At 42.8% G+C, this 24,158-nt stretch carries 24 protein-coding genes; 10 read left to right on the top strand and 14 right to left on the bottom strand.

Features of this window, described 5'->3' with window-relative positions; genetic code table 11:
* Positions 1-39: 39 nt before the first annotated feature.
* Entirely contained in the window at positions 40-2,073 is a 2,034-nt protein-coding gene (locus tag ELZ11_RS10250; RefSeq protein WP_137357310.1) for a PhoX family protein, read from the bottom strand.
* Positions 2,074-2,260: 187 nt separating this feature from the next.
* Entirely contained in the window at positions 2,261-4,303 is a 2,043-nt protein-coding gene (locus ELZ11_RS10255) for a PhoX family protein (protein WP_137357311.1), read from the bottom strand.
* 193 nt (positions 4,304-4,496) lie between these two features.
* On the opposite strand from ELZ11_RS10255, the gene ELZ11_RS10260 reads away from it, so the two are divergent.
* The gene (locus ELZ11_RS10260; RefSeq protein WP_137357312.1) at positions 4,497-4,835 is read left to right on the top strand and encodes a YggL 50S ribosome-binding family protein; all 339 of its coding nucleotides are present in this window, start codon (positions 4,497-4,499) and stop codon (positions 4,833-4,835) included.
* 63 nt (positions 4,836-4,898) lie between these two features.
* Here ELZ11_RS10260 and ELZ11_RS10265 read toward each other — a convergent pair whose 3' ends face one another.
* Both ELZ11_RS10265 and ELZ11_RS10270 read right to left on the bottom strand, forming a co-directional pair.
* On the bottom strand, positions 4,899-5,348 hold the full coding sequence (locus ELZ11_RS10265) for an exoribonuclease R (protein WP_137357313.1): 450 nt from the start codon (positions 5,346-5,348) through the stop codon (positions 4,899-4,901).
* Between the two features lie 119 nt (positions 5,349-5,467).
* A complete protein-coding gene (locus tag ELZ11_RS10270) occupies positions 5,468-6,391 on the bottom strand; it encodes a DMT family transporter (protein ID WP_137357314.1) in 924 nt (307 codons plus the stop codon).
* 149 nt (positions 6,392-6,540) lie between these two features.
* Here ELZ11_RS10270 and ELZ11_RS10275 point away from each other — a divergent pair, with 149 nt between their 5' ends.
* The gene (locus ELZ11_RS10275) at positions 6,541-6,996 is read left to right on the top strand and encodes an Lrp/AsnC family transcriptional regulator (protein ID WP_137357315.1); all 456 of its coding nucleotides are present in this window, start codon (positions 6,541-6,543) and stop codon (positions 6,994-6,996) included.
* Between the two features lie 60 nt (positions 6,997-7,056).
* On the opposite strand, the gene ELZ11_RS10280 is transcribed toward ELZ11_RS10275, so the two are convergent.
* Positions 7,057-7,299: a hypothetical protein gene (locus ELZ11_RS10280; RefSeq protein WP_137357316.1), complete on the bottom strand. Its 243-nt coding sequence runs from the start codon at positions 7,297-7,299 to the stop codon at positions 7,057-7,059.
* Positions 7,300-7,525: 226 nt separating this feature from the next.
* A complete protein-coding gene (locus ELZ11_RS10285) occupies positions 7,526-8,086 on the bottom strand; it encodes a hypothetical protein (protein ID WP_137357317.1) in 561 nt (186 codons plus the stop codon).
* Positions 8,087-8,210: 124 nt separating this feature from the next.
* On the opposite strand from ELZ11_RS10285, the gene ELZ11_RS10290 reads away from it, so the two are divergent.
* The 5 genes from ELZ11_RS10290 to phaC all read left to right on the top strand — a co-directional run bounded on the left by ELZ11_RS10290 (position 8,211) and on the right by phaC (position 13,695).
* Positions 8,211-8,885: an SH3 domain-containing protein gene (locus tag ELZ11_RS10290; protein ID WP_137357318.1), complete on the top strand. Its 675-nt coding sequence runs from the start codon at positions 8,211-8,213 to the stop codon at positions 8,883-8,885.
* Between the two features lie 564 nt (positions 8,886-9,449).
* The gene (locus ELZ11_RS10295; protein WP_137357319.1) at positions 9,450-10,190 is read left to right on the top strand and encodes an SDR family oxidoreductase; all 741 of its coding nucleotides are present in this window, start codon (positions 9,450-9,452) and stop codon (positions 10,188-10,190) included.
* 31 nt (positions 10,191-10,221) lie between these two features.
* Positions 10,222-11,433, top strand: coding sequence for an acetyl-CoA C-acetyltransferase (locus ELZ11_RS10300; RefSeq protein WP_137357320.1), 1,212 nt, complete (start codon positions 10,222-10,224; stop codon positions 11,431-11,433).
* A gap of 65 nt (positions 11,434-11,498) precedes the next feature.
* Positions 11,499-11,846 (top strand): phasin family protein, encoded by a 348-nt coding sequence (locus ELZ11_RS10305; protein ID WP_137357321.1) that lies wholly within the window; start codon positions 11,499-11,501, stop codon positions 11,844-11,846.
* A gap of 76 nt (positions 11,847-11,922) precedes the next feature.
* Positions 11,923-13,695 (top strand): class I poly(R)-hydroxyalkanoic acid synthase, encoded by a 1,773-nt coding sequence (gene phaC / locus ELZ11_RS10310; RefSeq protein ID WP_137357322.1) that lies wholly within the window; start codon positions 11,923-11,925, stop codon positions 13,693-13,695.
* A 93-nt stretch (positions 13,696-13,788) separates the two neighbouring features.
* On the opposite strand, the gene ELZ11_RS10315 is transcribed toward phaC, so the two are convergent.
* The 6 genes from ELZ11_RS10315 to napF all read right to left on the bottom strand — a co-directional run bounded on the left by ELZ11_RS10315 (position 13,789) and on the right by napF (position 18,387).
* Positions 13,789-13,926: a TIGR02808 family protein gene (locus tag ELZ11_RS10315; RefSeq protein ID WP_137357323.1), complete on the bottom strand. Its 138-nt coding sequence runs from the start codon at positions 13,924-13,926 to the stop codon at positions 13,789-13,791.
* 12 nt (positions 13,927-13,938) lie between these two features.
* Positions 13,939-14,517, bottom strand: coding sequence for a NapC/NirT family cytochrome c (locus ELZ11_RS10320; protein ID WP_137357324.1), 579 nt, complete (start codon positions 14,515-14,517; stop codon positions 13,939-13,941).
* A 29-nt stretch (positions 14,518-14,546) separates the two neighbouring features.
* Positions 14,547-15,002, bottom strand: coding sequence for a nitrate reductase cytochrome c-type subunit (locus ELZ11_RS10325; RefSeq protein WP_137357325.1), 456 nt, complete (start codon positions 15,000-15,002; stop codon positions 14,547-14,549).
* 95 nt (positions 15,003-15,097) lie between these two features.
* Positions 15,098-17,587, bottom strand: coding sequence for a periplasmic nitrate reductase subunit alpha (gene napA, locus ELZ11_RS10330; protein ID WP_137357326.1), 2,490 nt, complete (start codon positions 17,585-17,587; stop codon positions 15,098-15,100).
* On the bottom strand, positions 17,584-17,889 hold the full coding sequence (locus tag ELZ11_RS10335) for a chaperone NapD (protein WP_137357327.1): 306 nt from the start codon (positions 17,887-17,889) through the stop codon (positions 17,584-17,586). The genes napA and ELZ11_RS10335 overlap by 4 nt, the downstream gene beginning before the upstream one ends.
* Positions 17,890-17,907: 18 nt before the next feature.
* The gene (gene napF / locus ELZ11_RS10340) at positions 17,908-18,387 is read right to left on the bottom strand and encodes a ferredoxin-type protein NapF (protein ID WP_137357328.1); all 480 of its coding nucleotides are present in this window, start codon (positions 18,385-18,387) and stop codon (positions 17,908-17,910) included.
* Between the two features lie 319 nt (positions 18,388-18,706).
* Here napF and narQ point away from each other — a divergent pair, with 319 nt between their 5' ends.
* Both narQ and ELZ11_RS10350 read left to right on the top strand, forming a co-directional pair.
* Entirely contained in the window at positions 18,707-20,410 is a 1,704-nt protein-coding gene (narQ, locus tag ELZ11_RS10345) for a nitrate/nitrite two-component system sensor histidine kinase NarQ (protein WP_137357329.1), read from the top strand.
* 2 nt (positions 20,411-20,412) lie between these two features.
* Positions 20,413-21,045, top strand: coding sequence for a response regulator (locus ELZ11_RS10350; RefSeq protein WP_167494660.1), 633 nt, complete (start codon positions 20,413-20,415; stop codon positions 21,043-21,045).
* A gap of 68 nt (positions 21,046-21,113) precedes the next feature.
* Here ELZ11_RS10350 and ELZ11_RS10355 read toward each other — a convergent pair whose 3' ends face one another.
* Positions 21,114-22,730, bottom strand: coding sequence for an NAD(P)/FAD-dependent oxidoreductase (locus ELZ11_RS10355; RefSeq protein WP_137357330.1), 1,617 nt, complete (start codon positions 22,728-22,730; stop codon positions 21,114-21,116).
* A 225-nt stretch (positions 22,731-22,955) separates the two neighbouring features.
* On the opposite strand from ELZ11_RS10355, the gene fdxA reads away from it, so the two are divergent.
* Positions 22,956-23,279: a ferredoxin FdxA gene (gene fdxA / locus ELZ11_RS10360; protein ID WP_137357331.1), complete on the top strand. Its 324-nt coding sequence runs from the start codon at positions 22,956-22,958 to the stop codon at positions 23,277-23,279.
* Between the two features lie 107 nt (positions 23,280-23,386).
* On the opposite strand, the gene ELZ11_RS10365 is transcribed toward fdxA, so the two are convergent.
* Positions 23,387-24,121: an RNA methyltransferase gene (locus ELZ11_RS10365; protein WP_137357332.1), complete on the bottom strand. Its 735-nt coding sequence runs from the start codon at positions 24,119-24,121 to the stop codon at positions 23,387-23,389.
* Positions 24,122-24,158: the final 37 nt, after the last annotated feature.

Raw genomic sequence — 24,158 nt, forward strand, 5'->3', positions numbered from 1 at the left:
TCTAGACTTCGCCTTTTTATTTAGCATGCTGTGTAATGGTTAAACAGCGATTTCACCACCGTCTTTACGACGAATGACTACGGTTGAAGCTCGTGGGCGTACGTTAACGCCTGCTGGAGTGACTTGCGTAGCATCTTCACTGTATGGCCAGTTTCCAGGGTGCTGGATGTTAATAAACAGCGATTTGTAATCTGGGCTGATAGTAAAGCCTGTCACTTCACACCCATTCGGGCCTACAAAGAAGCGCTTAAGCTGAGCTTGGTTTTGTGAATTAATAACTTCACTTTCACCATTTTGATCTACTAGCGTTGATGGCACAACGGCAAGCATTTGGTCATTGGTGTAGCTGGTAACTTCTGATGCACCATTGTCGGTTTGGATCCACAAAATGCCGCGTCCATCGAATGCTAAGCCATCTGGGCTCGCAAACTGGTTTAGATCAGTTAGACCAGAGCGGTTAATCTGACTACCACCATTTTCTGGAGCGCCGAATACAAAGATATCCCAATCGAAATCTGTAGCGGAAGAGCCTTCGTCCCAACGAATCACGTGGCCGAACTTATTATTGATTCTAGGGTTAGCTGAGTTACCTTCTTTACGCTTAGTGTTGTTCGTTAGCGTTAGGTAGGCTGTACCAGTCATTGGGTCAACTGCACACCATTCAGGGCGATCCATCGGAGTTGCACCGACTAAATCCGCAGCGCCCGCTGTATTGATAATAATTTCAGCAAGAGAGTCAAAGGTGTCGCTTAATGTACCACCGTTGACGGTTTGGCTTACCATCGTCAAAGGAAGCCAGTTACCACTGCCATCATCGTTGAACTTAGCGACATACAGTGTGCCTTTGTCCATGTACTTATCGCCAGTGCTTAGACGATTTGAAGTGTTAGCATCTGCTGGATCCCACTTCGCTTCTGAAACAAATTTGTATAAGTACTCGAATCGAGAATCATGCCCAGAGTAGAAAACGACAGGTTCACCTTCGGTGAGTTTACCGAAAGTACAACCTTCGTGCCGGAATCGACCAAGAGCAGTACGCTTTTTCGCACGAGAGTGCTGTGTATAAGGGTCGATTTCAACAATATAGCCGTGTCCGTTTGCCTCGTTACGGTAATCATCTAACGCAGAAGCACCTGAAGGAGTCACATCAAAACGCGTAAATTCGTCTAGGCGTTCTTCGTTATTACCCGACAATGTATCCCAGCCGTAACGTGTTGTTGTGGTGGAAACTCCAATACGCTCTTGAGCTGGCGTAGTTTTGCCTTTATTGACGAAATAACCTGGCCAGTTTTCTTCACAAGTAAGGTAGGTCCCCCATGGTGTATAACCATTACCACAGTTGTTTAATGTGCCGCGAGCTTGGCTACCGTCTTGAGAGAAACGGGTTTTTACTGAATCGTGGTAAGCAAGTGGGCCAGATATGTCCATAACGGTCGCGCCAGTGTAGCGGCGGTTTAGTGGGTCAGTGTCTGCAAGCTCCCACGTGTTGTCGTTAAGGGTAATGCGCACTACGCTCACACCATGAGCATTAATTTCTTTACGAACTTCATCAACGATTGTTCGTACATCACTTTGTGAAGTTGGGCCATTCGGATGAAGTGCATCGACATCAATGTATTCGTGGTTAATAACAAGCAGGCCGTCCGTACCACTGGTATTTAGAGGGAAGAAGTGCATTCCGTCATGGTGCATTCCTAAAGCGTTAGCTTGATCTTGAGCTGTATTTGAACCGTCTTTTTTCCACTCGTTGCCCATAGCATTTAATGGCGTGCCCCAAGGAACCAATACTTGAGCAGTGTAGCCGTTAGGAACGACAACGCCATCTGTTAATGAGCCAGCTACAGAGTCAAAGTTTAATACCGCACTGCTCTGTTTTGCTTGTGATGACGCTCCAGTTAACGTGGTGGTTGAATTACAACCTGAAAGGCCAAATGCGCCAAACGCTGTCATCGCACTTAGACCTAGGCCACCCTTAAGTACTTTTCTTCTTGAAAGACTCGCTTCTAGTACATCTTCAAATGGTTTGTTTTTGCTCTTGTTAAATAAAGTACCGTCAAAGGTTTCCTTGCTCATCTGTGTATTTCCCAGTGGTTTTGTTATTGGAATTAATTTGAGAGCAATCCTGATTGAGAAACATGACGTTTTATCGCATGTTTCGTTAAGCTTTTGTTTCTAAATTATTTCATTGGCTTTTGTGGGCAAAATTGCCAAGGCGAACTCAAAGAATTGCGCCTTGGCTTTATGAATAGACAGCTAATGATTAGACGGCAATTTCGCCCCCATCGACACGGCGAATCGCTACTGTTGAAGCTCGCGGGCGAACAGGTTGACCTTCTGGAGTAACTTCAGTGGCATCATCGCTGTAAGGCCAGTTTGACGGGTGTTGAATATTGATAAACACTGACTTGTAGTCAGGGCTAATGGCAAAACCAGTCACTTCACAACCATTTGGACCTACAAAAAATCGCTTAAGCTCAGCTTGGTTGGATTCACTGATGGCTCGATCTTCTCCGTTGGCATCATCTAATCGAGTCGGGACGACTGCCAGCATTTGGTCATTAGTGTAACTCGTGACTTCTGAAGCTCCGTTGTCGGTTTGAATCCAGAGAATGCCACGGCCATCGAACGCCAACCCGTCAGGACTTGCAAATTGGTTCAAATCCGTTAAGCCTGAACGGTTTATTTCTTCAGAGTCTGCATTTGCTGGCGAGCCGAATACGAAAATGTCCCAATCAAAGCTTGTGACTGTATCTCCCTCATCCCAACGAATGATGTGGCCGAACTTGTTGTTGGCGCGAGGGTTTGCCGCATCAACTTGATCTTCAGCGCGTCGAGTGTTGTTGGTCAGCGTTAAATAGATCGCTCCTGTCATTGGGTCTACAGCGCACCATTCTGGGCGATCCATTGGGGTTGCTTCAACCAAATCAGCAGCGCCTGCGGTGTTTATAATAATGTCAGCAATACTATCGAAATCATCAGCTAATGTGCCGCCACCAGGCTTTTCGGTTTCTAACGTAAGCGCCAGCCAGTTGCCGCTTCCATCCTCGTTGAACTTGGCGACATAAAGCGTCCCTTCATCCATATATTTGTCACCGGTTGCTAAACGGTTATCAGGAGTCGCGTCGGCCTCTTCCCAATTCGCTTTTGAGACAAACTTATACAGATACTCGAACTGCGAATCATGGCCAGAATAGAATACAACAGGCTGACCCTCAGTGAGTTTGCCGAAAGTGCAACCTTCGTGACGGAATCGCCCTAGAGCTGTGCGTTTCTTAGCGATTGAGTCTTGTGTATACGGGTCAATTTCGACGATATAGCCATGACCATTGGCTTCATTTCGGTAGTCTTCACTTGCAGAAGCTTCTATTTCGGTAACATTAAATCGGGCAAATTCATCATCGTTTTCTTCATTGTTGCCAGCTAATGTGTCCCACCCGTAGCGGGTGCTAGTATCTGAAACACCAATGCGCTCTTGATCTGCTGTTAATGAACCTTCGTTAACAAAGTAACCTGGCCAGTTTTCTTCACAGGTCAGGTAAGTTCCCCAAGGTGTATAGCCATTCCCACAGTTGTTAAGTGTTCCTCGGGCTTGGGTTCCATCCTGAGAAAACTTGGTTACAAGAGAGTTATGCCCAGCAAGTGGCCCTGAAATATCCATTGTCGTCGCGCCTGTATATCGGCGGTTTAGTGGATCAGTGTCTATTGCTTTCCAGACGTCATTTTCAAGAGTTATACGGACAACAGATACACCATGAGCATTAATTTCTTTACGAACTTCGTCGATATCAAGGCGATCATTATTACTAGACGTTGGTCCATTTTGGTGGAGAGCATCCTGGTCAATGTATTCGTGGTTTATGACTAAAAGTCCGTCATTGCCATCTGCACTGATCGGGAAAAAGTGCATACCGTCGTGATGCATACCTAGTGCGTTTGCTTGGTCTTCTGCTGTGTTAGAGCCATCATCTTGCCAAAGGTTACCCGAGGCGTTTAGTGGTGTTCCCCAAGGCACAAGCACTTGAGCTGTGTAGCCATTAGGAACGACAACGCCATCAGTTAGTGATCCTGAAATCGAATCGAAATTCAACACGGCGTTGCTTTGTCCGCCTTGAGAGTCTCCGTTGGTGCCCGACGATGTTTCGTTACAGCCCGTGAGCCCGAATGCCCCAAATGCAGTCATTGCACTTAAGCCTAGGCCTCCTTTAAGTACTTTTCTTCTAGAAAGGTTAGCCTGAAGTACATCATCGAATGGTTTGTTTTTGCTTTTGTTATATAAAGTTGCGTCAAAAGTTGCTTTGCTCATCAGTTATTTACCAGTGTGTTTTTTGTAGGAGTTAATGTGGGAGTAATGCTGGTAGAAGAACATGACGTTTTGTGGTGTATTTCGTTAACCTTTTGTTCCTAAGTTATTCATTATTATAATTTTGGAACGAAGGCGTTGGAATTTGCAGAAAACCGTGTATAAATGCCGTACTAAACCTGAAAGTGAGAACATCATGAAACTAGATAAATTAGACAATAAAAATCGTCGTATCCGCAAAAAGCTGTATTTAGGTGAGTTTGCGATTCTAGGTTTTGAAGTAAGCTGCGTTACTTCGATCAAAGATTTCGATGCATACGATTCGTTCGTTGATGAGTTCATTGATTACATCGACAGCATTGAACTGTGTTTCGGTGGTGGAGGCCTTGAACTGTTTGAAGGCTTCTTATGTTCGACAGAGCGCTACCGCTCAGTAACTGAAGAAGAAAAAGCACTAGTGGTAGCCTGGTTAGAAAACCGCGCTGAAGTGACGAAAGTAGAAACAAGCGAATTAGTAGATGCGAACTACGCGTAATTAAAGCGAATTCGCTGGTAACAAAAAGCAGCCTAGTTGGCTGCTTTTTTAATGTCTGATTATTTATGATTTCTCTTCATTTACTTTAGCGTAGTAGTGAAGAAGCTCTGTCAGTTCTTTCACCCAACCAAAAGCGTCAGTCGGTGCTTTCTTTAAAATATCTTCGACTTTGGCACAGTGTGTTTCCAAATCGATGGCTTCTTCTAAATTGAAGGAAATGGAATAGAAGTGCCAAAGCAATAATCGAGTCATACGCTCTATGTTTTGCTGAGAGTTTTCAGATTCTGAGAAGGCTAGGTTGACTTCACCCAATGCAATGGCCGTCATTCGCAACATAGCGTCAAATTTCGCTGATTGCATGCGTTCTTCGCTCGTAATTTCTTCTTGCTCAAACGTAAACAGTTCGTTCATCGCTTCTTCTGGAACGAGGCGGTGAATCATACGTAGGCTGAATTCTTCAAGTTCATGGCGTGGCATAGTTAGTAAACTATTAAGCGTGTAATCGCGTTGCATTGCTGGTCTCTTTGCAAGGAAGAAAAGGGGCGCTAGTGTAATGGAGTTTTGGCCTAACTACAAAATAAGAGTCATCAGGCCAAATTCATACTAAGTATTGATAGCAGCTCTAGTGATATTTACGCATTTTTAGGCGGCTGATAATTCAGTGAGCTATCTTCTTTCATAAATATGTTGCTCGCAATTAAGCTACCTACACAAATGAAGAACAGCGCTGCCCAGGTCTCAAGGTCAGGAACTTCCCCAAAAATTGGTATGGCAAGCAGTGTTGCGATGGCAGGTGTCGCTGAGCCAAACGCAGCTGAACGCTCTGCACCAAGTTTGCCTACCGCATACAAATAGGTGAATGCAGCAATTAAGCCAGCGCCAACGCCTTGTAATGATATATGGACTAATAACTCATCAACTGGCCAAGCATTCACTGACGTTTTATAGAGGTGACTATCAAGCACACCAGTTAAGGTTAAAACAAATAAAACTAGGGTTGAAACCAGTGAGATAAACCCTGCACTCACTAGTGCGTGCAAATTCGCAACACGCGCTGAGATCGTAAATATCGCCCACATTAAACTGCCAAGCAAAAACAGCAAGTGACCTTGAGTTTGCTGCCAATCGTAACTGTTGATACTTGTCGCTAAGAAAATCCCAATTCCAATCACTATGAATACTAAGCCTGTAACGCGGTGACTGCTTAAGGGCTGATTAAACAGCAACACTGCAATACCCGTCACAAAAAGAGGTAGGGTACCTGGGACTAAAGCACTGCCGTGAGCAACGGGGACGAAGTTCATTGCAAAGCCAGCGACGAGTAGATAAGGAAGCCCGCAGCCAATGAACATGCCAATTAAATAGCGTAGAGGCACATTTAGTATGGCTTGTCGGCTTTTCCATACAAGAGGGAAGAGTAATAAAGCGGGAAGGGCGAAGCGGGTTAACGCAATATCTGCTGGGGTGAGATCCGAGTTTGCACCACCTTTTAGGGAAAGAAAAAATCCAGCCCAAAGAAGAAGGGTGACGCAGATTGCCATATATCCGTATTTCATCGACGTTATTAGTTTTAGTGGTAGATGCGAATATTATGATTTTGTTAGTGGGGTTTATGTTGGCAAATGTGATAATAATTTTAATTATTAGGGTGTAATCCACCAATTTTATGTTGTAAGTTGGTGGAAATAATCAAAGTGGAATTTTTATGGATAGAATAGATCTGCATTTACTGTCGTTGCTGCAAAAGGACGGAAGGCTCACTACAGCGCAACTGGCAGAGGAGGTTGGTCTTTCGGCTTCACCTTGTGCGCGACGGATAAAAAGGCTCGAAGAGCAAGGTATTATCAGCGGATATCGAGTAAGCCTATCAAGAGGCAAAGCTGGGATAGCGATGACGGTTTTTGTTGAAGTGAGTTTGAATAACCACCAAGTGACGTCAATTGAAAACTTTGAAAGTGCAATTGTACAGATGGAAGAAGTGATTAGTTGCCATGTTGTTTCCGGCGCCTATGATTACTTGCTAGAAGTGGTCAGTAAGGATCTTACTGGGTACGAAGAATTTACTCGAAAGCTCCAGCGTCTTGAAAACGTGAAAGATATCCATACACATCTTGCGATAAGGCAAGTGAAAGGTAACGCGCCGTTACCAATTTATCAGTAGTGTTGCTGCGGGTAACGTAATGAAAAAAGGAGCTCATAAAGAGCTCCTTTTTCGGTGTTTCTAGTGGTACTTGAATCTAGAAATTAAACAGTGACGTTTTTCTTCATCAATACGAAATGAAAACGCATGTGAATGGTAGTCCTTACCATCGTTCCAGATTACTTCTCCAAAGATTTTGCAAAGTTCTAGTTCACTTACCGAACCAAATTTTTCCATGTGCTGTACAACAGATAAAAGCTTAGCTTTTACGTCGACCGGGCACTCAATATCATTCAAGCGATTGAAAACTTTGTTTTTTTGCATACACCTAGCCAGATTAATATTTATTGTTAAGTTATATGAAATCTTATGATAACAAAATTCTTAGCCCTGTAAATCAATTTGTGATGTATATCGCAATTATTATTGGGTTTTGATGGGAACTTAAACAAGTTGTTGATAAATGAAACAATAATTACCGTCAAAGTTCCGTTTAGAACACATAGTTTAAAATTATATATAAACGCAAATTTAGTGATAGAAAACGGAGTTAATGTTTGGTTTGTTGGATGATTTTAGCTTCTTGGATGTAGCGGGCGCCAAGTACATCGTATTTATCTCTTAGGTTGGATAAATCGGATTGAAGCGATTCTGAACTGCGGATATTGCTTAAGCTGGTTTGATAGTTGACTGGGTAATTCGCCTTTAAGCAATGAATACTGATTTTTTTCCATGCCAAGGTTAGGCCTAAAACCTCGTCCATTTTTTCAGTGATCAAGAGCGAACGACTAGAGATAAGCTCCGACAAATAAATCGCACTTTGAATTTGATCATTTAGCTTTTTGTGGAATGCCCGTTTGTCTGGATGCCAAAAAGTCGCTAGTTCCTGCTCTGTGAACTCTTTGCTCATGAACACCTGCGCATCGTGTTGTGACAACAGTTCGTTAAAGCCCATTGAATTTTGGTTGTACCAATTCTCAACTTGGTGCTGTTTGTCCAGCAAATGGTTCCATGCTTGCTCATTACAGTGTTCAGCATAGGTGAACTGGCTAAACACAAAAGATAAAGAGGTTAGCCAAATCATAGGTATGTATTGAGCCAGTTTGTCCATTAGTTACCCAAGTGTCTTATTGAGCCATATCTCACTTATTTATTTCACTAGTTAGTATAGATGAGCAGTCGGATAAGTTGATGTACACTTAATTGATAAAGATAAACAAACGGTTAAGTGAATCATGAAGAAAATCATCATTGCAGTCGTAGTCCTTCTTTTGCTAGGAGGAGGGGGAGCTGGGTACTACTATTTCTTTATGAAAGAAGAGCCTATGGAAAGTTCTGAAGACGAATCTTCTATGATGACTGACGATCAAAAAGACGGGGCCATGGATGAAAAGCCTATTATGGATCTGTCTATGTCTGAGAATATGACTCAGTTTTTTGTCAAAGAAAGGAAATTACCTATTCTAAGTGATCCAAGTGAAGATGCTGTTATTGAAGGTTACTTGTATAAAGGCGAAGAAGTCGAGGTTCTTGAAAAGAGAGATAAATGGGCGAGAATTTCTGACTATATCGTTTTTGAAGAAGGTGGGATGGAAGTCGCAGAGTGGATCTCGTTAGAAGGCTTAAGTAATGAAGAAGTTGTTATATCCAAAGAAGAAGGCCTAGAGATTCTCGATTCTTACTTAGAGCAATCCGATGATCTTAAGGTATATCGACAGCAATTCAGAGATGCCACTCAAGAGCTACTCAATAAGGGAGATTGTTCACCTGAGGATTTCGAAGAGCTAGGTGGTTGGGTTAAATCTATAAAGTATGAAGGTAAAGAAGTTTATTTTATTTACTGCGGTGGGATGAAACTAGAGAATAAGATTTATCTCGATATCGTAAGTAAAGAAACATTCGTCCTTTAGGTTTAATGTTATATATGTAAAAGTAACCCTGTTGTAATTATTCTCACCCATAAATAGAAACCTATTACTCGTTTAGTAATAGGTTTTTTTTATGTTTTTAACTTGGTTATATACACGGCTAAATGGTTTTGATTTTTATCTTTACGAATTAAGTGCAGGCATAAACTATAAGATTGTAAATATGACTTTAGGCTAACAATAGATATTTGTTCTATTAATAGATAGTGACTGCAATATGACATTAATACTGCAACAAGCATACGCAACATGTTTAAATTGATTTGTTTCAATGAGTTACCTGGCTGTTGATGAAAATGTTTTTAAAATATACCTATTAAAATCAATACCTTAAATCTGTTTACAATTATACAACATTTCATATTAATGGGATCGAAGTCTTATTTTAGAATATCGTGAAAATTTGTTTTTGAATTGTAACAATAGTCCGTTAGTTTAATTAGTAGAAGTTGAACAGATTGATAATAATAAAAATTAATTCTGTTTAGTTAATAGGTTTTATTAATGAAAGTGTTATTAAACTGCTTGTAAGGGACGGAATCATAAATGAAAAAGCTTGCTTTAATTACTGGGTCAAAAGGTGGAATTGGTTCTGCTATTTCTTCAAAACTGGTTGAAGATGGATATAGAGTAATTGCAACTTACTTCACGGGTAATTACGAATGCGCATTGGAATGGTTTACAGAAAAGGGTTTTACTGAAGATCAGGTTAGGCTTTTCGAACTGGATGTAACTAATACTGAGCAATGTGCTGAGCGCTTAAGTCAGTTGCTGGAAGAAGAGGGCACTATCGATGTGCTTGTAAACAATGCCGGTATTACTCGTGATAGCGTGTTCAAGAAAATGGACGCTGAATCTTGGAGAGCGGTGATTGACACTAACTTAAACAGTGTATTTAACGTTACCCAGCCTTTATTTGCTGCAATGTGTGAAAAAGGCAATTGCCGTGTAATTAATATCTCCTCTGTGAATGGTTTGAAAGGTCAATTCGGGCAAGCGAACTATTCTGCGGCGAAAGCTGGAATGATTGGCTTTTCAAAGGCGCTTGCTGCTGAAGGCGCGAGAAGCGCAGTAACTGTTAACGTTATTGCACCAGGATATACCGCAACCCCAATGGTCGAACAAATGAAGCCTGAAGTGCTTGAATCGATCAAAGCACAAATTCCTATGAAACGTTTGGCTACACCTGAAGAGATCGGTAAAGCCGTTAGCTTTTTAGCTGGCGACTCTGGCGCATATATCACAGGTGAGACTCTGTCAGTAAACGGCGGCTTATACATGCACTAATAGTGCATCGCTTCATACAAGGAATTAAATCATGGAAAAAGTATTTATCGTTGCTGCAAAAAGAACGCCCCTCGGTTCATTTACAGGAACATTAAAAGACATTACAGCGGGTGATTTAGCCGGTGTTGCCATTAAAGGTGCAATGGATTCGGTGGACCTGCCAGCCGAGCTGATCGATGAAGTGATTGTTGGCAATGTTATTTCTGCTGGTCAAGGAATGGGCGTAGCAAGACAAGCTTCTTTAGCTGCAGGTATCTCTGAAGAAGTCCCTGCTTATGGCGTAAACATGATTTGTGGAAGCGGCATGAAATCTGTGATGGACGCTGCTTCTCATATCAAGAGCCAAGACGCAGAAGTTGTAGTAGCGGCTGGTGTCGAAGTGATGTCTCAAATTCCATTTATTGTTCCAGCGAGCATTCGTAATGGGCATAAGATGGGTGGTATTTCGATGACAGATCTGCTGATCAACGACGGACTTACAGACGCCTTTAACAACTACCACATGGGTGTTACTGCCGAAAATATCGCTAATTCTTTAGACATTTCTCGCCACGATCAAGACACCTACGCATTAGAAAGCCAACAAAAAGCAACTGCTGCTATTGAAGCTGGGAAGTTCGTTAGCCAAATCGTGCCTGTCGAAGTTAAACAGCGTAAGAAAACCATCACCTTTGACACTGATGAGTATCCGAAAGCCGATGCGACTTTTGAAGGTTTATCTAAGCTACGTCCTGCTTTTGACCGTGAAGGCAGTGTGACAGCTGGTAATGCCTCTGGTCTCAACGATGGCGCAAGCGCAATTATTCTGGCTTCAGAGTCGGCTGTTGAAAAATACGGGCTAACACCGCTCGTCGAACTGACTTCTTACGCTCAGTCTGGGTTAGACCCTAAGCTAATGGGACTAGGGCCTGTCGAAGCTGTGACTAAAGCCGTTGAGAAAGCGGATCTAGCTTTGAAAGATATCGACTTGTTTGAGTTAAACGAAGCATTCGCAGCACAAGCTTTGGGCGTAGTACGTCAGCTTGCAGAAAAGCATGACTTACCAATGGACAGCTTTAAACCAAAAGTGAATGTGAATGGTGGAGCAATCGCATTGGGCCATCCATTAGGCGCATCAGGAAACAGAATTATCGTTTCTCTAATCCATGAAATGATCAGCAACCAGACTCAATATGGTGTTGCTTCGCTTTGTGTTGGTGGAGGAATGGGGACGGCAGTAGTACTTAAAGGCGTGAATGCTTAAGTAAGACTGTTGAAATTGTAAGACAGAATTTAATTAACTTTATATGTAACTACCAGGAGTGACTTATGTACACGGACATTTTTAAAACTTTCACAGACCAAACTGAAAAGCAATTTGAACCGTACTTTAAGTTCAACAAGCTTGTAGCTAAGAACGTTCAAACAATCACTGAATTGCAAATGAACGCGATGAAAACATACACAGATATGGGCTTAGCGCAGATGAAAGCGGTAACGGATATCAAAGATGCGACGGGCCTGGCTGCGTTTAATAGCCAGCAGCTTGCTGTTCTTAGCCAGCTATCTCAGCAAATGATGAGCGATAGCACTAAGCTACAAGCAGTAGCTAAAGAGTTCAAAGAAGACGTTGAAACGCTAACAACAGAAAACTTGAAGACAGCTACACCAGCATAAATTTTAATCGCCATCAAGCCAGTACTTCTTGGTAAGTGCTGCTTGGTGGCGATTTTCCGATTATTGGAGTCATGTTATGTTTCAACACCTCTTTTCGGACTACCTTGTTAAACTTCAACAAACAAACCAGCAATGGTGGACCAATTTTGAGCAAAGCAAGGAAGCCGCCCAGTCGCCTCTCAACCAAGCAATGCAAGAATTAAACTTTGATGATGCATCAAAGATATTCGAACAAGCAATCAATCAACCTACCGACTTACTCAAACTGCAATCACAATGGTGGGAACAGCAACTACAAATTTGGCAAAATGCTGTACTGATGGGAAATACCGAAAGTGTCATTGCAGAAGATCGTAGTGACAAACGCTTCATCGACGAAGCATGGAAAAACGACCCTTTCTATAGTTTCATTAAGCAATCTTATCTCCTGTTTAGCAAAAGCTACTTAGAAACCATTAATTCGATTGAAGGCATCGATGAGAAAACGAAAGAGCGCGTTGCTTTTTTCTCTCGCCAAGCCATCAATGCCTTATCACCAAGTAATTTCATTGCTACCAATCCAGAGCTACTAAAACTAACTCTAGAACGAAATGGTGAAAACTTGCTAGACGGACTGGAGCAACTTCGAGCTGATGTAGAATCGAGTGCCGATATTCTTAAGATCCGAATGACTAACAGCAACGCATTTAAGCTTGGTCAAGATGTCGCAAATACCGAGGGCGACGTGGTATTTAAGAATGATCTATTCGAACTTATTCAGTATCACCCTAAAACATCTCAAGTTAACGCTACACCGCTTCTAATTGTCCCGCCATTCATCAATAAATATTACATCCTAGATCTTCGTGAGAAGAACTCTATGGTGCGCTGGTTACTAGAGCAGGGCCACAGTGTGTTTATGATGTCTTGGCGCAATCCAGGTCAACAACAGAAAGATGTTGAATTTGGTGATTACGTGACGGAAGGGGTGGTGAAAGCAGTATCTGCTATCGAAGACATTACCGGCAAAGAGCAGATCAATGCTGCTGGCTATTGTATTGGCGGGACAGTGCTGGCGTCTACTGTTGCCTACTATGCAGCGAAACGTATGAAGAAACGCATTAAGACCGCGACATTCTTTACAACGTTACTAGATTTCTCACAACCGGGAGAAGTCGGTGCTTACGTCAACGACACAATTATTAGTGCTATCGAAAAACAGAATACGTCGAAAGGTTTCATGGATGGGCGTTCACTGAGTGTTACTTTCAGCTTACTGCGAGAAAACAGCCTGTACTGGAACTACTATGTCGATAACTATTTGAAGGGCAGTAGTCCAATGGACTTCGACCTCTTGTACTGGAATAGTGATAGCACGAACGTTGCAGCGAAATGTCATAACTTCTTATTACGTGATTTGTACCTTGAGAACAAATTAGTTCAAGAGAAAGGCGTTAAGGTTGGCGGAGTGTGGATTGATCTGAATAAGATTAAAATCCCAAGCTACTTTATCTCTACGAAAGAAGATCATATTGCGCTTTGGCAAGGGACTTACCGTGGTGCACTCAATACAGGTGGCAATAAGACATTTGTTCTGGGGGAATCCGGTCATATTGCGGGTATTGTGAATCACCCTGATAAAAACAAATATGGCTATTGGTTGAACGATAATTTGGATGATTCTGCAGAGGAGTGGTTAACAAACGCTAGCCACAAAGAGGGGTCATGGTGGACACACTGGGATCAATGGTTACAGGGCTTTGAATCTAACGAGCCTGTAGAACCATTTAATCGAGGGTCTGAGCTAAATCCTGTGATAGGTCAAGCGCCTGGCAATTACGTAAAACAAGTGCTGCCAATTGTCGAATAAGCGTGTCTTTATAATATTCAGGTAATAAAAAAGCCACTGTATACAGTGGCTTTTTAGTGTCAGCATAATAGGCAAAAGTTGACTAATTTCTTTCTAGTCGATTTCTTTGTCTTTACCAAGAGAAAGAAGCCAAACAGAGAATCCAGCAACAACGGCAAAGCCTGTAAGGATAATTACTGGCATGGCGCTATAGCCAAGGAAATGCCAAATAAAACTCTCTAATGTACTCATTTCAAGGGCTCCTTATTGCCAGCCTTCTACACCGTGCATGTCGGGTAGTTTATGGGCGATACCTTTGTGACAATCCACACAGGTCTTCTCACCTGAAGCAAGTGCCGTAGAGTGCTGTTTAGCACTACGTGGGCTTTGTTCAGAGAAATCCATGTAATCAAACTGGTGACAGTTACGACATTCTAGAGAATCATTGTTTTTGAATCGAGCCCACTCCCTTTCGGCCAAATGTGCGCGACGCTCTTTAAACTTCTCTTCTGTACCAATAGTATCAAGCACAAAGTAAGCAAAAAGCTCTTTTGATGCTTGTACCTTACGTACAATTTTGTCTGTCCATTCGTGAGGTACGTGACAATCAGAACAGATAGCACGAACACCAGAACGGTTTGAGTAGTGAATCGTTTCTTGGATTTCTTGTACAATCGGAGCGTGACAGCCAGAACAGAACTCTTCCGAGTTTGTTGCTTCCATACCCGTGTTGAATGCACCCCAGAATAACAAACCACCGGCGAAGCCCATGAATAACACAACACCAACGGCTGCTTTACTCGGGGTTGCTAATCGTTTCCAAAACGCTTTAAGTAATTTCATATAATAGCCTCTCTACTATGCGGCTACGATTAGCGTAACGAATCAACAGGTTTGAATTCGTTCTCAACCAGAGGTTTAGCTGCTGCTTGAGGTACGTGACACTGAAGACAGAAGTAACGACGTGGTGATACGTCCGCCAGTACTGCATCTTCACGGTTCACATAGTGAGTTACACTAATTTTGGTTGCGCCCATCTCTTTAGCATTCTTCCAGCTATGACAAGCCAGACATTTGTTTGCGTTTAGAGATACTTCATAGCTACGAATAGTATGAGGCACTAGTGGTGGCTGATATACGTATTCGCTATCAAGCACTTGATCTCGTGGGAATTTTTTGAAGTCGTCAGCGGCACGAGTCGCTTCTAACTCTGATGCACCACGTAGTGATTCAACACCACCGATGCCGCCTGGGTTTTCAAGTTCAGCTTGAGCTACGCCTGTTAGTAACAAACCAACTGACAGTAGGGCAGTAATCAGTTTTTTCATATCAATTTCTCCGCCTAATGGCTAATTCTTTGATTGGGCTGCAATAGGAATCGGCAGCCCGAGCATTAATTCTTGCTTAACGAATAAGTGTTCAATTAAGAAACTTTAGTGATCTTCACAGGACACTTCTTGAAATCCGTCTGTTTAGACAGTGGATCCGTTGCATCCAAGATCAGTTTGTTAATTAGGATTCGTGCATCAAAGAATGGTACGAATACCAAGCCTTGCGGTGGACGGTTACGGCCGCGTGTTTCAACACGTACACGTACTTCACCACGTTTGTTCTCAATAAGAACTTCATCACCACGACGTAAGCCACGAGCTTTGGCGTCAGCAGGGTGGATGTAACACAGAGCATCCGGTACTGCTTTGTATAGCTCTGGTACACGACGTGTCATAGTACCTGTATGCCAGTGCTCAAGAACACGGCCAGTACATAGCCACATGTCGAACTCAGAATCCGGAGCTTCAGGTGGCGCTTCGTATGGAGCCGAGATAATCAGAGCTTTACCATCTGGCTTACCGTAGAAGTCCCAACCAGAACCTTTCTTAGCGTATGGATCTGAACCTTCTTTGTAACGCCAAAGTGTTTCTTTGCCATCAACTACAGGCCAACGTAAGCCACGTACAGTGTGGTAAACATCGTATGGTGCTAAATCGTGACCGTGGTCGCGACCAAATGCAGCGTATTCTTCGAATAGACCTTTCTGAACATAGAAACCTTGAGCGTGCGCATCATCGTTAAGTTCACGAGCCTCTTCGATAGGGAACTTGTCGACTTGACCGTTTTTGAACAGCATGTCGTACATAGTTTTACCGCGGTACTCAGGTGCTTTTGCAAGTAGGTCTTCGCCCCAAACTTCTTCAATTGTGAAGCGCTTAGAGAACTCCATAATCTGCCAAAGGTCAGACTTCGCGTTACCGACGGTTTTAACTTGTTGGTACCAAGCTTGAGTACGACGCTCTGCGTTACCGTAAGCGCCTTCTTTTTCGATCCACATTGCTGTAGGAAGAATCAAGTCAGCAGCTTGAGCGGTAGCTGTTGGGTATGGGTCTGAACACACGATGAAGTTTTCAGGGTTACGGTAACCTGGAAGACGTTCTTCGTTGATGTTTGGACCAGCTTGCATGTTGTTGTTACACATTACCCAGTAAGCGTTGATCTTACCGTCTTTAAGCATACGATCTTGAACAACAGCGTGAGCACCAGGCTTAGGTGGGATAGTGCCTTCTGGTAGTTTCCAGATATCTTCAGCAATTTTACGGTGCTTAGGATTAGCAACGACCATATCTGCTGGTAGACGGTGTGAGAATGTACCTACTTCACGCGCAGTACCACAAGCTGAAGGTTGACCTGTTAGTGAGAACGGGCTGTTACCTGGAGTCGCAATCTTACCTGTTAGAAGGTGGATGTTGTAAACAAGGCTGTTCATCCATACACCACGAGTATGTTGGTTCATACCCATAGTCCATAGAGACATCACTTTAATGTTTGGATCTGCGTATTGCTTAGCAAGCTCAATGAGCTTGTCTTCAGCAACACCTGACAACTCAGAAGCCTTTTCAACGGTGTAAGGCGCTACAGACTTCTTGTACTCATCGAATGAGATAGAAGACATTTTACCCGAGTTAGGGTTAGCAGCGGCTTGTTGTAGAGGATCGTCGTCACGCAGGCCGTAACCAATGTCGGTCGTCGCTTGCTTGAAGTTTGTGTGCTTGTTAACGAAGTCCCAGTTAACTGCATCGTTCTGGATGATGTAGTTAGCGATGAAGTTCGCAATTGCTAGGTCAGATTGTGGTTCGAAAATGTAACCTTTGTCAGCAAGCTCAAATGAACGGTGGTAGTAAGTAGACAGTACGTTTACTTTTACGTGTGGGTGGCTTAAACGTCGGTCAGTAATACGAGTCCATAATACTGGGTGCATTTCTGCCATGTTTGAACCCCACAGTACGAATGCATCTGCGTGTTCAAAATCGTCGTAACAACCCATTGGCTCATCGATACCGAAAGTACGCATGAATGCACCAACAGCTGAAGCCATACAGTGACGAGCGTTAGGATCGATGTTGTTTGAGCGGAAACCCGCTTTCATCATTTTAGCCGCAGCGTAACCTTCCATTACTGTCCACTGGCCAGAACCGAACATACCAACGCCTGTTGGACCTTTGTCTTTCAGAGCCTGTTTCCACTTTTCAGCCATTACGTCGAAAGCGGTGTCCCAATCTACTGGAGCGAAGTCGCCATCTTTATGGTACTTGCCATCTTTCATACGAAGCAGAGGCTGCTCAAGACGATCTTTGCCGTACATGATTTTTGAAAGGAAGTAACCTTTGATACAGTTAAGACCTTTGTTTACTGGCGCTTCAGGGTCACCCTGAGTTGCCACAACTTTACCATTTTGTGTACCAACAAGTACTGAACAACCTGTACCACAAAAACGACAAGGCGCTTTGTCCCAAGTAATCTTTGTTTGGTCAGAACTTGCTATCAGGTTGGTTGCTGTCGCTGGCAATGAAACGCCTGCTACTGCTGCCGCTGATGCTGCTGCATTTGCTTTCACAAATGCACGTCTTGTCATTTTCATACTTCACCCTCGATTTGAGAATTGTTACTTCCAGTGTCTGAATCTATATCGTCTAAGCCAGTTTCGATTTGGTGATAAACCAAAGCTGTACCCAGAACGTTCGTTAAATTATTTATCGCGTCGATGGTATCAGTGACAAAACCTTGGTTTTCCGTCTCCAGTACCACAATGATTTTGCCTTCAGGGCTATCACCGTAAATCTCTGCATTATCGAATTTTTCGATTTCCGCTTTGATTTCAGTGAGGTGCTCTGGGCTCACATGTACGACTAAACTTGAAATGTGCACTTCATTTAGTGCCATAAGTTGCTCTCGTTATTTTTAATTATTGCTCACAAGAATTGCTGAAGTAGGGCACACTGCAACGCACGCTCCACAACCACTACATTCATCTATTTCTATTTTGGGTAAAGCCACACCACCGGCTCTCAGTTGAAACTGTATGGCCATTGGCTCACACATGTCACCGCAGCTGCGGCATTCAACGTTTTTGTTTGCGAGACACTCATCGTTGATAGATGCCTTAGCAGGCCAAGGAGTCTCTTGCATGTCGGAAAAAATGGGTTCAGGACATACATCGGCACACTGATAACAAAACGTGCACTCATCTTTATTAAAGTCGACTGTAGGAAAACCGCCATCACCGATAACAATGATTTTTGTTTCACATACTTCAATGCACTTTCCGCATCGCGTACAATCATCTGTAAATGTACTGCGCTTTTTTATCCACGGCAGGCGAATCAGACTTTCGTCGACTTTCCTGCGGGAAAATAATCGTCTTCTTGTTAAGTCAACCACTTAACTCTTCCAATTTTTAAACATGGCCTTTATCAATATAGCGTACAAACATTATTTCGCTGGAGCATTGCTCAAAAAACGCGAATCGTTGTTAACGAAATGTGACGCTAAGCCATTAATAAGCTTTAATTAATTTTCACAGGTAGTGTAATTTTAGAAATAATTGTATAAATACCCCCTAAGGGTTAATGCCAGACAAGATTGTTTTAGATCAATAAATCATTAGGCCGTTGATCACATATTGAAAAGGTAGGGTGACGCTTACTCCTCATAATCTGTTGTTTTTCATCTAAATAAACCTAGGAATCTCTCCTAAATTATGAACCAAGTTTCATCAGTAACAAGCACGATAGCGAAGTCCCTTCTACTGATTTTGATGCTTTCTGTCGCTACGACAGGGTTTGCTATTTTTACGTTGGCGTCGAGTTTGAATGATGCTGAGGCGGTCAACGTTGCGGGCTCGATGCGAATGCAAAGTTACCGCTTAGCTCATGATATACAAATAAAATCAATGGATTACTCGTCTCATATTCGCCAGTTTGAGAGTTCACTTTATTCTCCGTCAATGAAGAACCTACAAGATTGGGACGTACCTTCTGATATTACTCAAGATTACTACCGAATTATTGTCCGTTGGCATGAGTTGAAAGCCGTCTTAGAAAGTGACCAAAGAGACTACTATTTGATTATTGTGGCCAATTTTGTGTCTGAAATTGATGGTTTTGTTTTTAAACTTCAGCAATTTTCTGAGCAAAAATTAATCAAATTAGCTTGGGTTGGCGGTCTAGGATTAGGTGGCATTCTTGTCATTTCTTTATTTGTTGTTCACTTTGTACGTAAACAGGTTGTTAAACCATTGCATGCTTTGGTTGGAGCGAGTCAGCGAATCAAGAATCAAGATTTTGATGTGCAGCTAGAGGTTACGAGCAGCAATGAAATGGGGATCTTGACCAAAACTTTTAACTCGATGGCCCAAGATTTAGGCATTCTTTACCGAGACTTGGAGCAAGCGGTAAATGAGAAAACCTTTAAACTTCAAAAGGCTAATCAGTCACTACAAGTACTTTATGACTCTTCACAAGAACTGACCGCAGCTAGAATTAACCCTGATAACTTCCGAGCGATTCTTCAGTATTTAGTCACTCTAGAGAGTATCGACTCTGTTCGATTAGAGATAGAGGATGTAGGCGGACGAGCCCTGATTCTAGATGAAGGTATTGATGTGAAAGATTATGAACAGAAATATACTTTGAAGCTCGATGATACTCATCTGGGTTACTTGTATTGTTCTTATAACGAGCAACCCGAAGAAAATGCGTTGATTGGTAACTTTATACAGATTTTATCGAGAGCTATTTACTATAATCATGCTCAGAAGAAAGCAGAGCAATTACTGTTGATGGAAGAGCGTGCCACGATCGCTCGCGAGCTGCATGATTCTCTTGCTCAGTCTTTGTCTTATTTGAAAATTCAGATCACTCTGCTTAAGCGTGTAATTGGAAAATTGCCCGAACATAAACACGTTCAGCAAACCGAGCAAATTGCTCTAGAAATCAATGATGGCCTTTCAGGCGCTTATACGCAGCTGCGAGAGCTATTAACTACGTTCAGGTTATCAATTAAAGAAGGAAGCTTTGGTGAAGCGCTGAGCGATATGTTAGAACAATTAAATGAAAGAACGGATGCAAAAATAACTCTAATAAATAATTTATCGTCAATTGAGCTAGACGCTCACAGGCAAGTACATTTACTTCAACTGATTCGAGAAGCAACTATGAATTCGATTAAACATGCGAATGCGAGTTCGATTGATGTTTGTTGTCTTGATGAAGAGGGTGATGTACTCGTAGAAATAAAAGATAACGGAGATGGATTTGACCCAAGTGATTCGAAATTGAACCACTACGGGATGAGTATCATGCAGGAACGTGCGGCAAGGCTTAATGGTGACCTAACAATTGATGCGGCTAAGGGTAAAGGCTGCAAAGTAATTTTGAAGTATAAAAGTTTGAAGGAAATCTAAGTTTGACGATATGTAAAGTAATGCTGGTGGATGATCACCCGTTAATGCGTCGTGGTATTAGCCAACTACTGAGTTTTGAAGATGAATTTGATGTGATAGCTGAAGCAAGCAACGGAAGCGAAGCTGTCGCTTTAGCGCACGAAGAAGATCCAGATTTAATTCTTCTGGATCTCAATATGAAAGGGATGTCTGGCCTTGATACTTTAAAAGCGCTACGTACAGACGGATCCAATGCAAACATAGTAATTTTGACGGTTTCTGATAGCCCTGCAGATATTGAAGCTATTGTAAAAGCTGGCGCGGATGGTTACTTGTTAAAAGATACCGAGCCAGATGAGCTAATCGATTTACTTAAACAGGCTCACAGTGGTGATAAAGCTTATAGCAGCGTAGTGGCGAAGTACTTAGCCGACAATGAAAACCGTGAAGATATCTTTGAGCAACTAACTGAGCGTGAAATGCAGATTCTGCAAGAAGTAGCGAAAGGTTACCGAAATAAGCAAATAGCTGATCACTTGTTCATTTCTGAATCTACGGTGAAAGTTCACATGAAGAGCTTATTGAAGAAGTTACAAGTACCATCACGTACTGCTGCAACAGTGCTTTATTTAGAACGCTACGGTGATTTGAAGTAACGATTTAGAAAATATAATAAAGATAGAAAAAGGGCGTTCGATTGAACGCCCTTTTTTATCATGTTTGATTAAGCTTCGTTAGCTTGCTCAACCATTGATAGCGCTAACGCTTCTGCTGCTTTGATCCCATCGATGCCTGCAGATAAGATTCCGCCCGCATAACCCGCGCCTTCACCTGCTGGGAAGAAGCCTTTTAAGTTGATGCTTTGGAAGTCTTTGCCACGTTTAATACATACTGGTGAAGACGTACGAGTCTCAACACCTGTTAGTAGGCCATCTGGTGTAGAGAAGCCTTTAATTTTCTTCTCAAACGCAGGGATCGCTTCACGGATTGCTTCAATCGCGAAATCTGGCAGCGCTTTTGAGATATCTGTTAAGTGGATGCCTGGTGTAAATGATGGTTTGACGTCGCCAACTTCACTTGGAGTGGCGCCTTTTAAGAAATCACCAATTTTTTGAGCTGGAGCGTCGTAGTTTTCACCACCAAGCTTGTAAGCACCAGTTTCAAGTTCACGTTGGAAGCGAATACCTGCTAGTGGGTCGCCTGGGTAATCACGGTCTGGGTCAATGCCGACAACGATAGCGCTGTTCGCATTACGCTCTGCACGCGAATATTGGCTCATACCATTGGTTACGACGCGGCCTTCTTCTGAAGTTGCGGCAACCACAGTACCACCCGGGCACATACAGAAGCTGTAAACAGTGCGGCCATTTTTACAGTGGTGAACCAGTTTGTAGTCTGCAGCACCTAAGATTGGGTTACCTGCGTTTGGGCCAAAGCGAGCGTCATCGATCATTGATTGCTTATGCTCGATACGGAAACCTACAGAGAAAGGCTTCGCTTCCATGTAAACACCACGATCATGCAGCATTTCGAACGTATCGCGAGCACTGTGACCAACGGCCAATACCACGTGACGAGTTTTGATTTCTTCACCGTTAGAAAGCGTTAAGCCAGTGATTTGACCATCATCCATGTGAATATCATCGACGCGAGTGCTAAAGCGGATCTCACCACCTAGCTCGATGATTTTCGCACGCATTTTCTCAATCATGGTTACAAGCTTGAAAGTACCGATGTGCGGCTTGCTAACATATAGAATTTCTTCAGGAGCGCCAGCAGCTACGAACTCTTCAATAACTTTACGGCCGTAGTGTTTTGGGTCTTTTACTTGGCTGTATAGCTTGCCGTCAGAGAATGTTCCTGCACCACCTTCACCAAACTGAACGTTAGATTCTGTGTTTAGTGTGCGTTTACGCCAGAAGCCAAATGTGTCTTTAGTACGCTCACGAACTTCTTTGCCACGCTCTACAATGATCGGATTGAAGCCCATTTGTGCTAGTACTAAACCTGCGAATAAACCACAAGGGCCAAAGCCGATAACAACTGGACGCTCGGTTTGCTTAGCTGGAGCTTGAGCAACGAACTTGTATTCCATATCTGGCGTTACTTTTACGTGCGGGTCACTGATGAATTCTTCAAGAAGAGCGGCTTCATTTTCTACTTCAACATCTAGTGTGTAGATAAGAAGAATTTTGGTTTTCTTACGAGCATCGTAGCCACGTTTGAACACATTGAAAGATAAAAGTTGTTCGGCGGTGATGCCTAACTTTTTGATAATTGCTGCTGAAATAGCGCCTTCTTCGTGATCGAGAGGAAGTTTGATTTCGGTTAAACGTATCATGCAGATGTCTCGTTTTAATAGGTGTCTTAGCCAAACGCCCCAAATAAAAGTTGAGGGTAGAGCTCACAATGGCGCGCATTTTACGAGAATTTGGTTTATCTGTCATACTAAATTGAAAACATAAGGCTATTTGGCTGAATATTCATCCGGGATAAAGTTGAATTTTGTTTTGGGATGAGTATTATCCCCATTCTTCAATTTTGACTAACTTAAGAGCTGAGTATCATGGCGTTTGTCGTAGGCGATAACTGTATACAATGTAAATACACTGACTGCGTGGCGGTATGCCCGGCGGATGCGTTTCATGAAGGCCCTAACTTCATGGTGATCAACCCGATTGAATGCATTGATTGCGGCTTATGTGTACCTGAATGTGACGCTCAAGCTATTTTCCAAGAAGACGAAGTTCCTGAAGATCAACAGTTATACATTGAGCTTAATGCAGAGTTAGCTGAAATTTGGCCTGTACAGACTGAAGTTAAGCCAGCGATGGAAGAAGCTGCTAAGTGGAATGGTGTGCCAGACAAGCTCGATATGCTGGAAAAGTAGTTGAAAAACTGAATTTAAAAAAGGCGTAATGAATTATTCATTACGCCTTTTTTGTTGAATCTGAATTTTGAGGGCTAGTTGGTTCTCAGCAGCGTTACTCTGAGCGATTAGCTATGTTGACGGCGTAAGTTATCAAGAATAATGCCTGTCGCCATTGCAACATTTAATGACTCAGCTCCGCCAAATGCAGGGATAGTGATCTTGTCAGTCACGTATTTTGCAGCTTCTGCTCTAACTCCATGAGATTCACTGCCCATTAGAAGAATGCCTTCAGCTGAAAAACTGGTTTTATGAACGCTTTCGCCTTCAAGAAAGGCTCCGTAAACCGGTAAGTCTGCGCTGTCTAAATAGCTTGGCAAATCTGTTTGGCTTACGTGAACGCGGCCAAAGCTACCCATAGTCGCACTGATTGTTTTTGGATTATACGGATCTGCGCAATCACTGCTTGCCACAATGTGCTTGATTCCGTACCAGTCGGCGACACGGATAATCGTACCTAAGTTGCCCGGGTCTGATACGCCATCCAAAGCGATCATTAATCCTTGAGCTGGAGGCAGCTCTACTTGTGGGATCTCAACGACTGCGATGGCGGCGTTGTTGCTCACTAATGTACTTGCCTTGGTTAGCTCGTCCAGCGACGCTTCAATGCACTCAAATTGCTTAAGATCATTGCTGTTTTCTTGAAGGAATTCACTGGTAGCGAAAATCTGTTTTACGTTCAGTTGGCTGGTTGCCAATTCGAGTACGTTTTTCTCACCTTGGACTAAAAACAAACCATGCGCTTTACGCTGTTTCTTTTGGCCGAGAGCACGAAGTAGTTTGAGTTGGTTTTTTGAAATCATGAAAGTATCCAAGGTATTGAGGGTTATCCCAGAAGAA

This window comes from Vibrio profundi (assembly GCF_005281835.1).
Classification (GTDB): Bacteria; Pseudomonadota; Gammaproteobacteria; order Enterobacterales; family Vibrionaceae; genus Vibrio; species Vibrio profundi.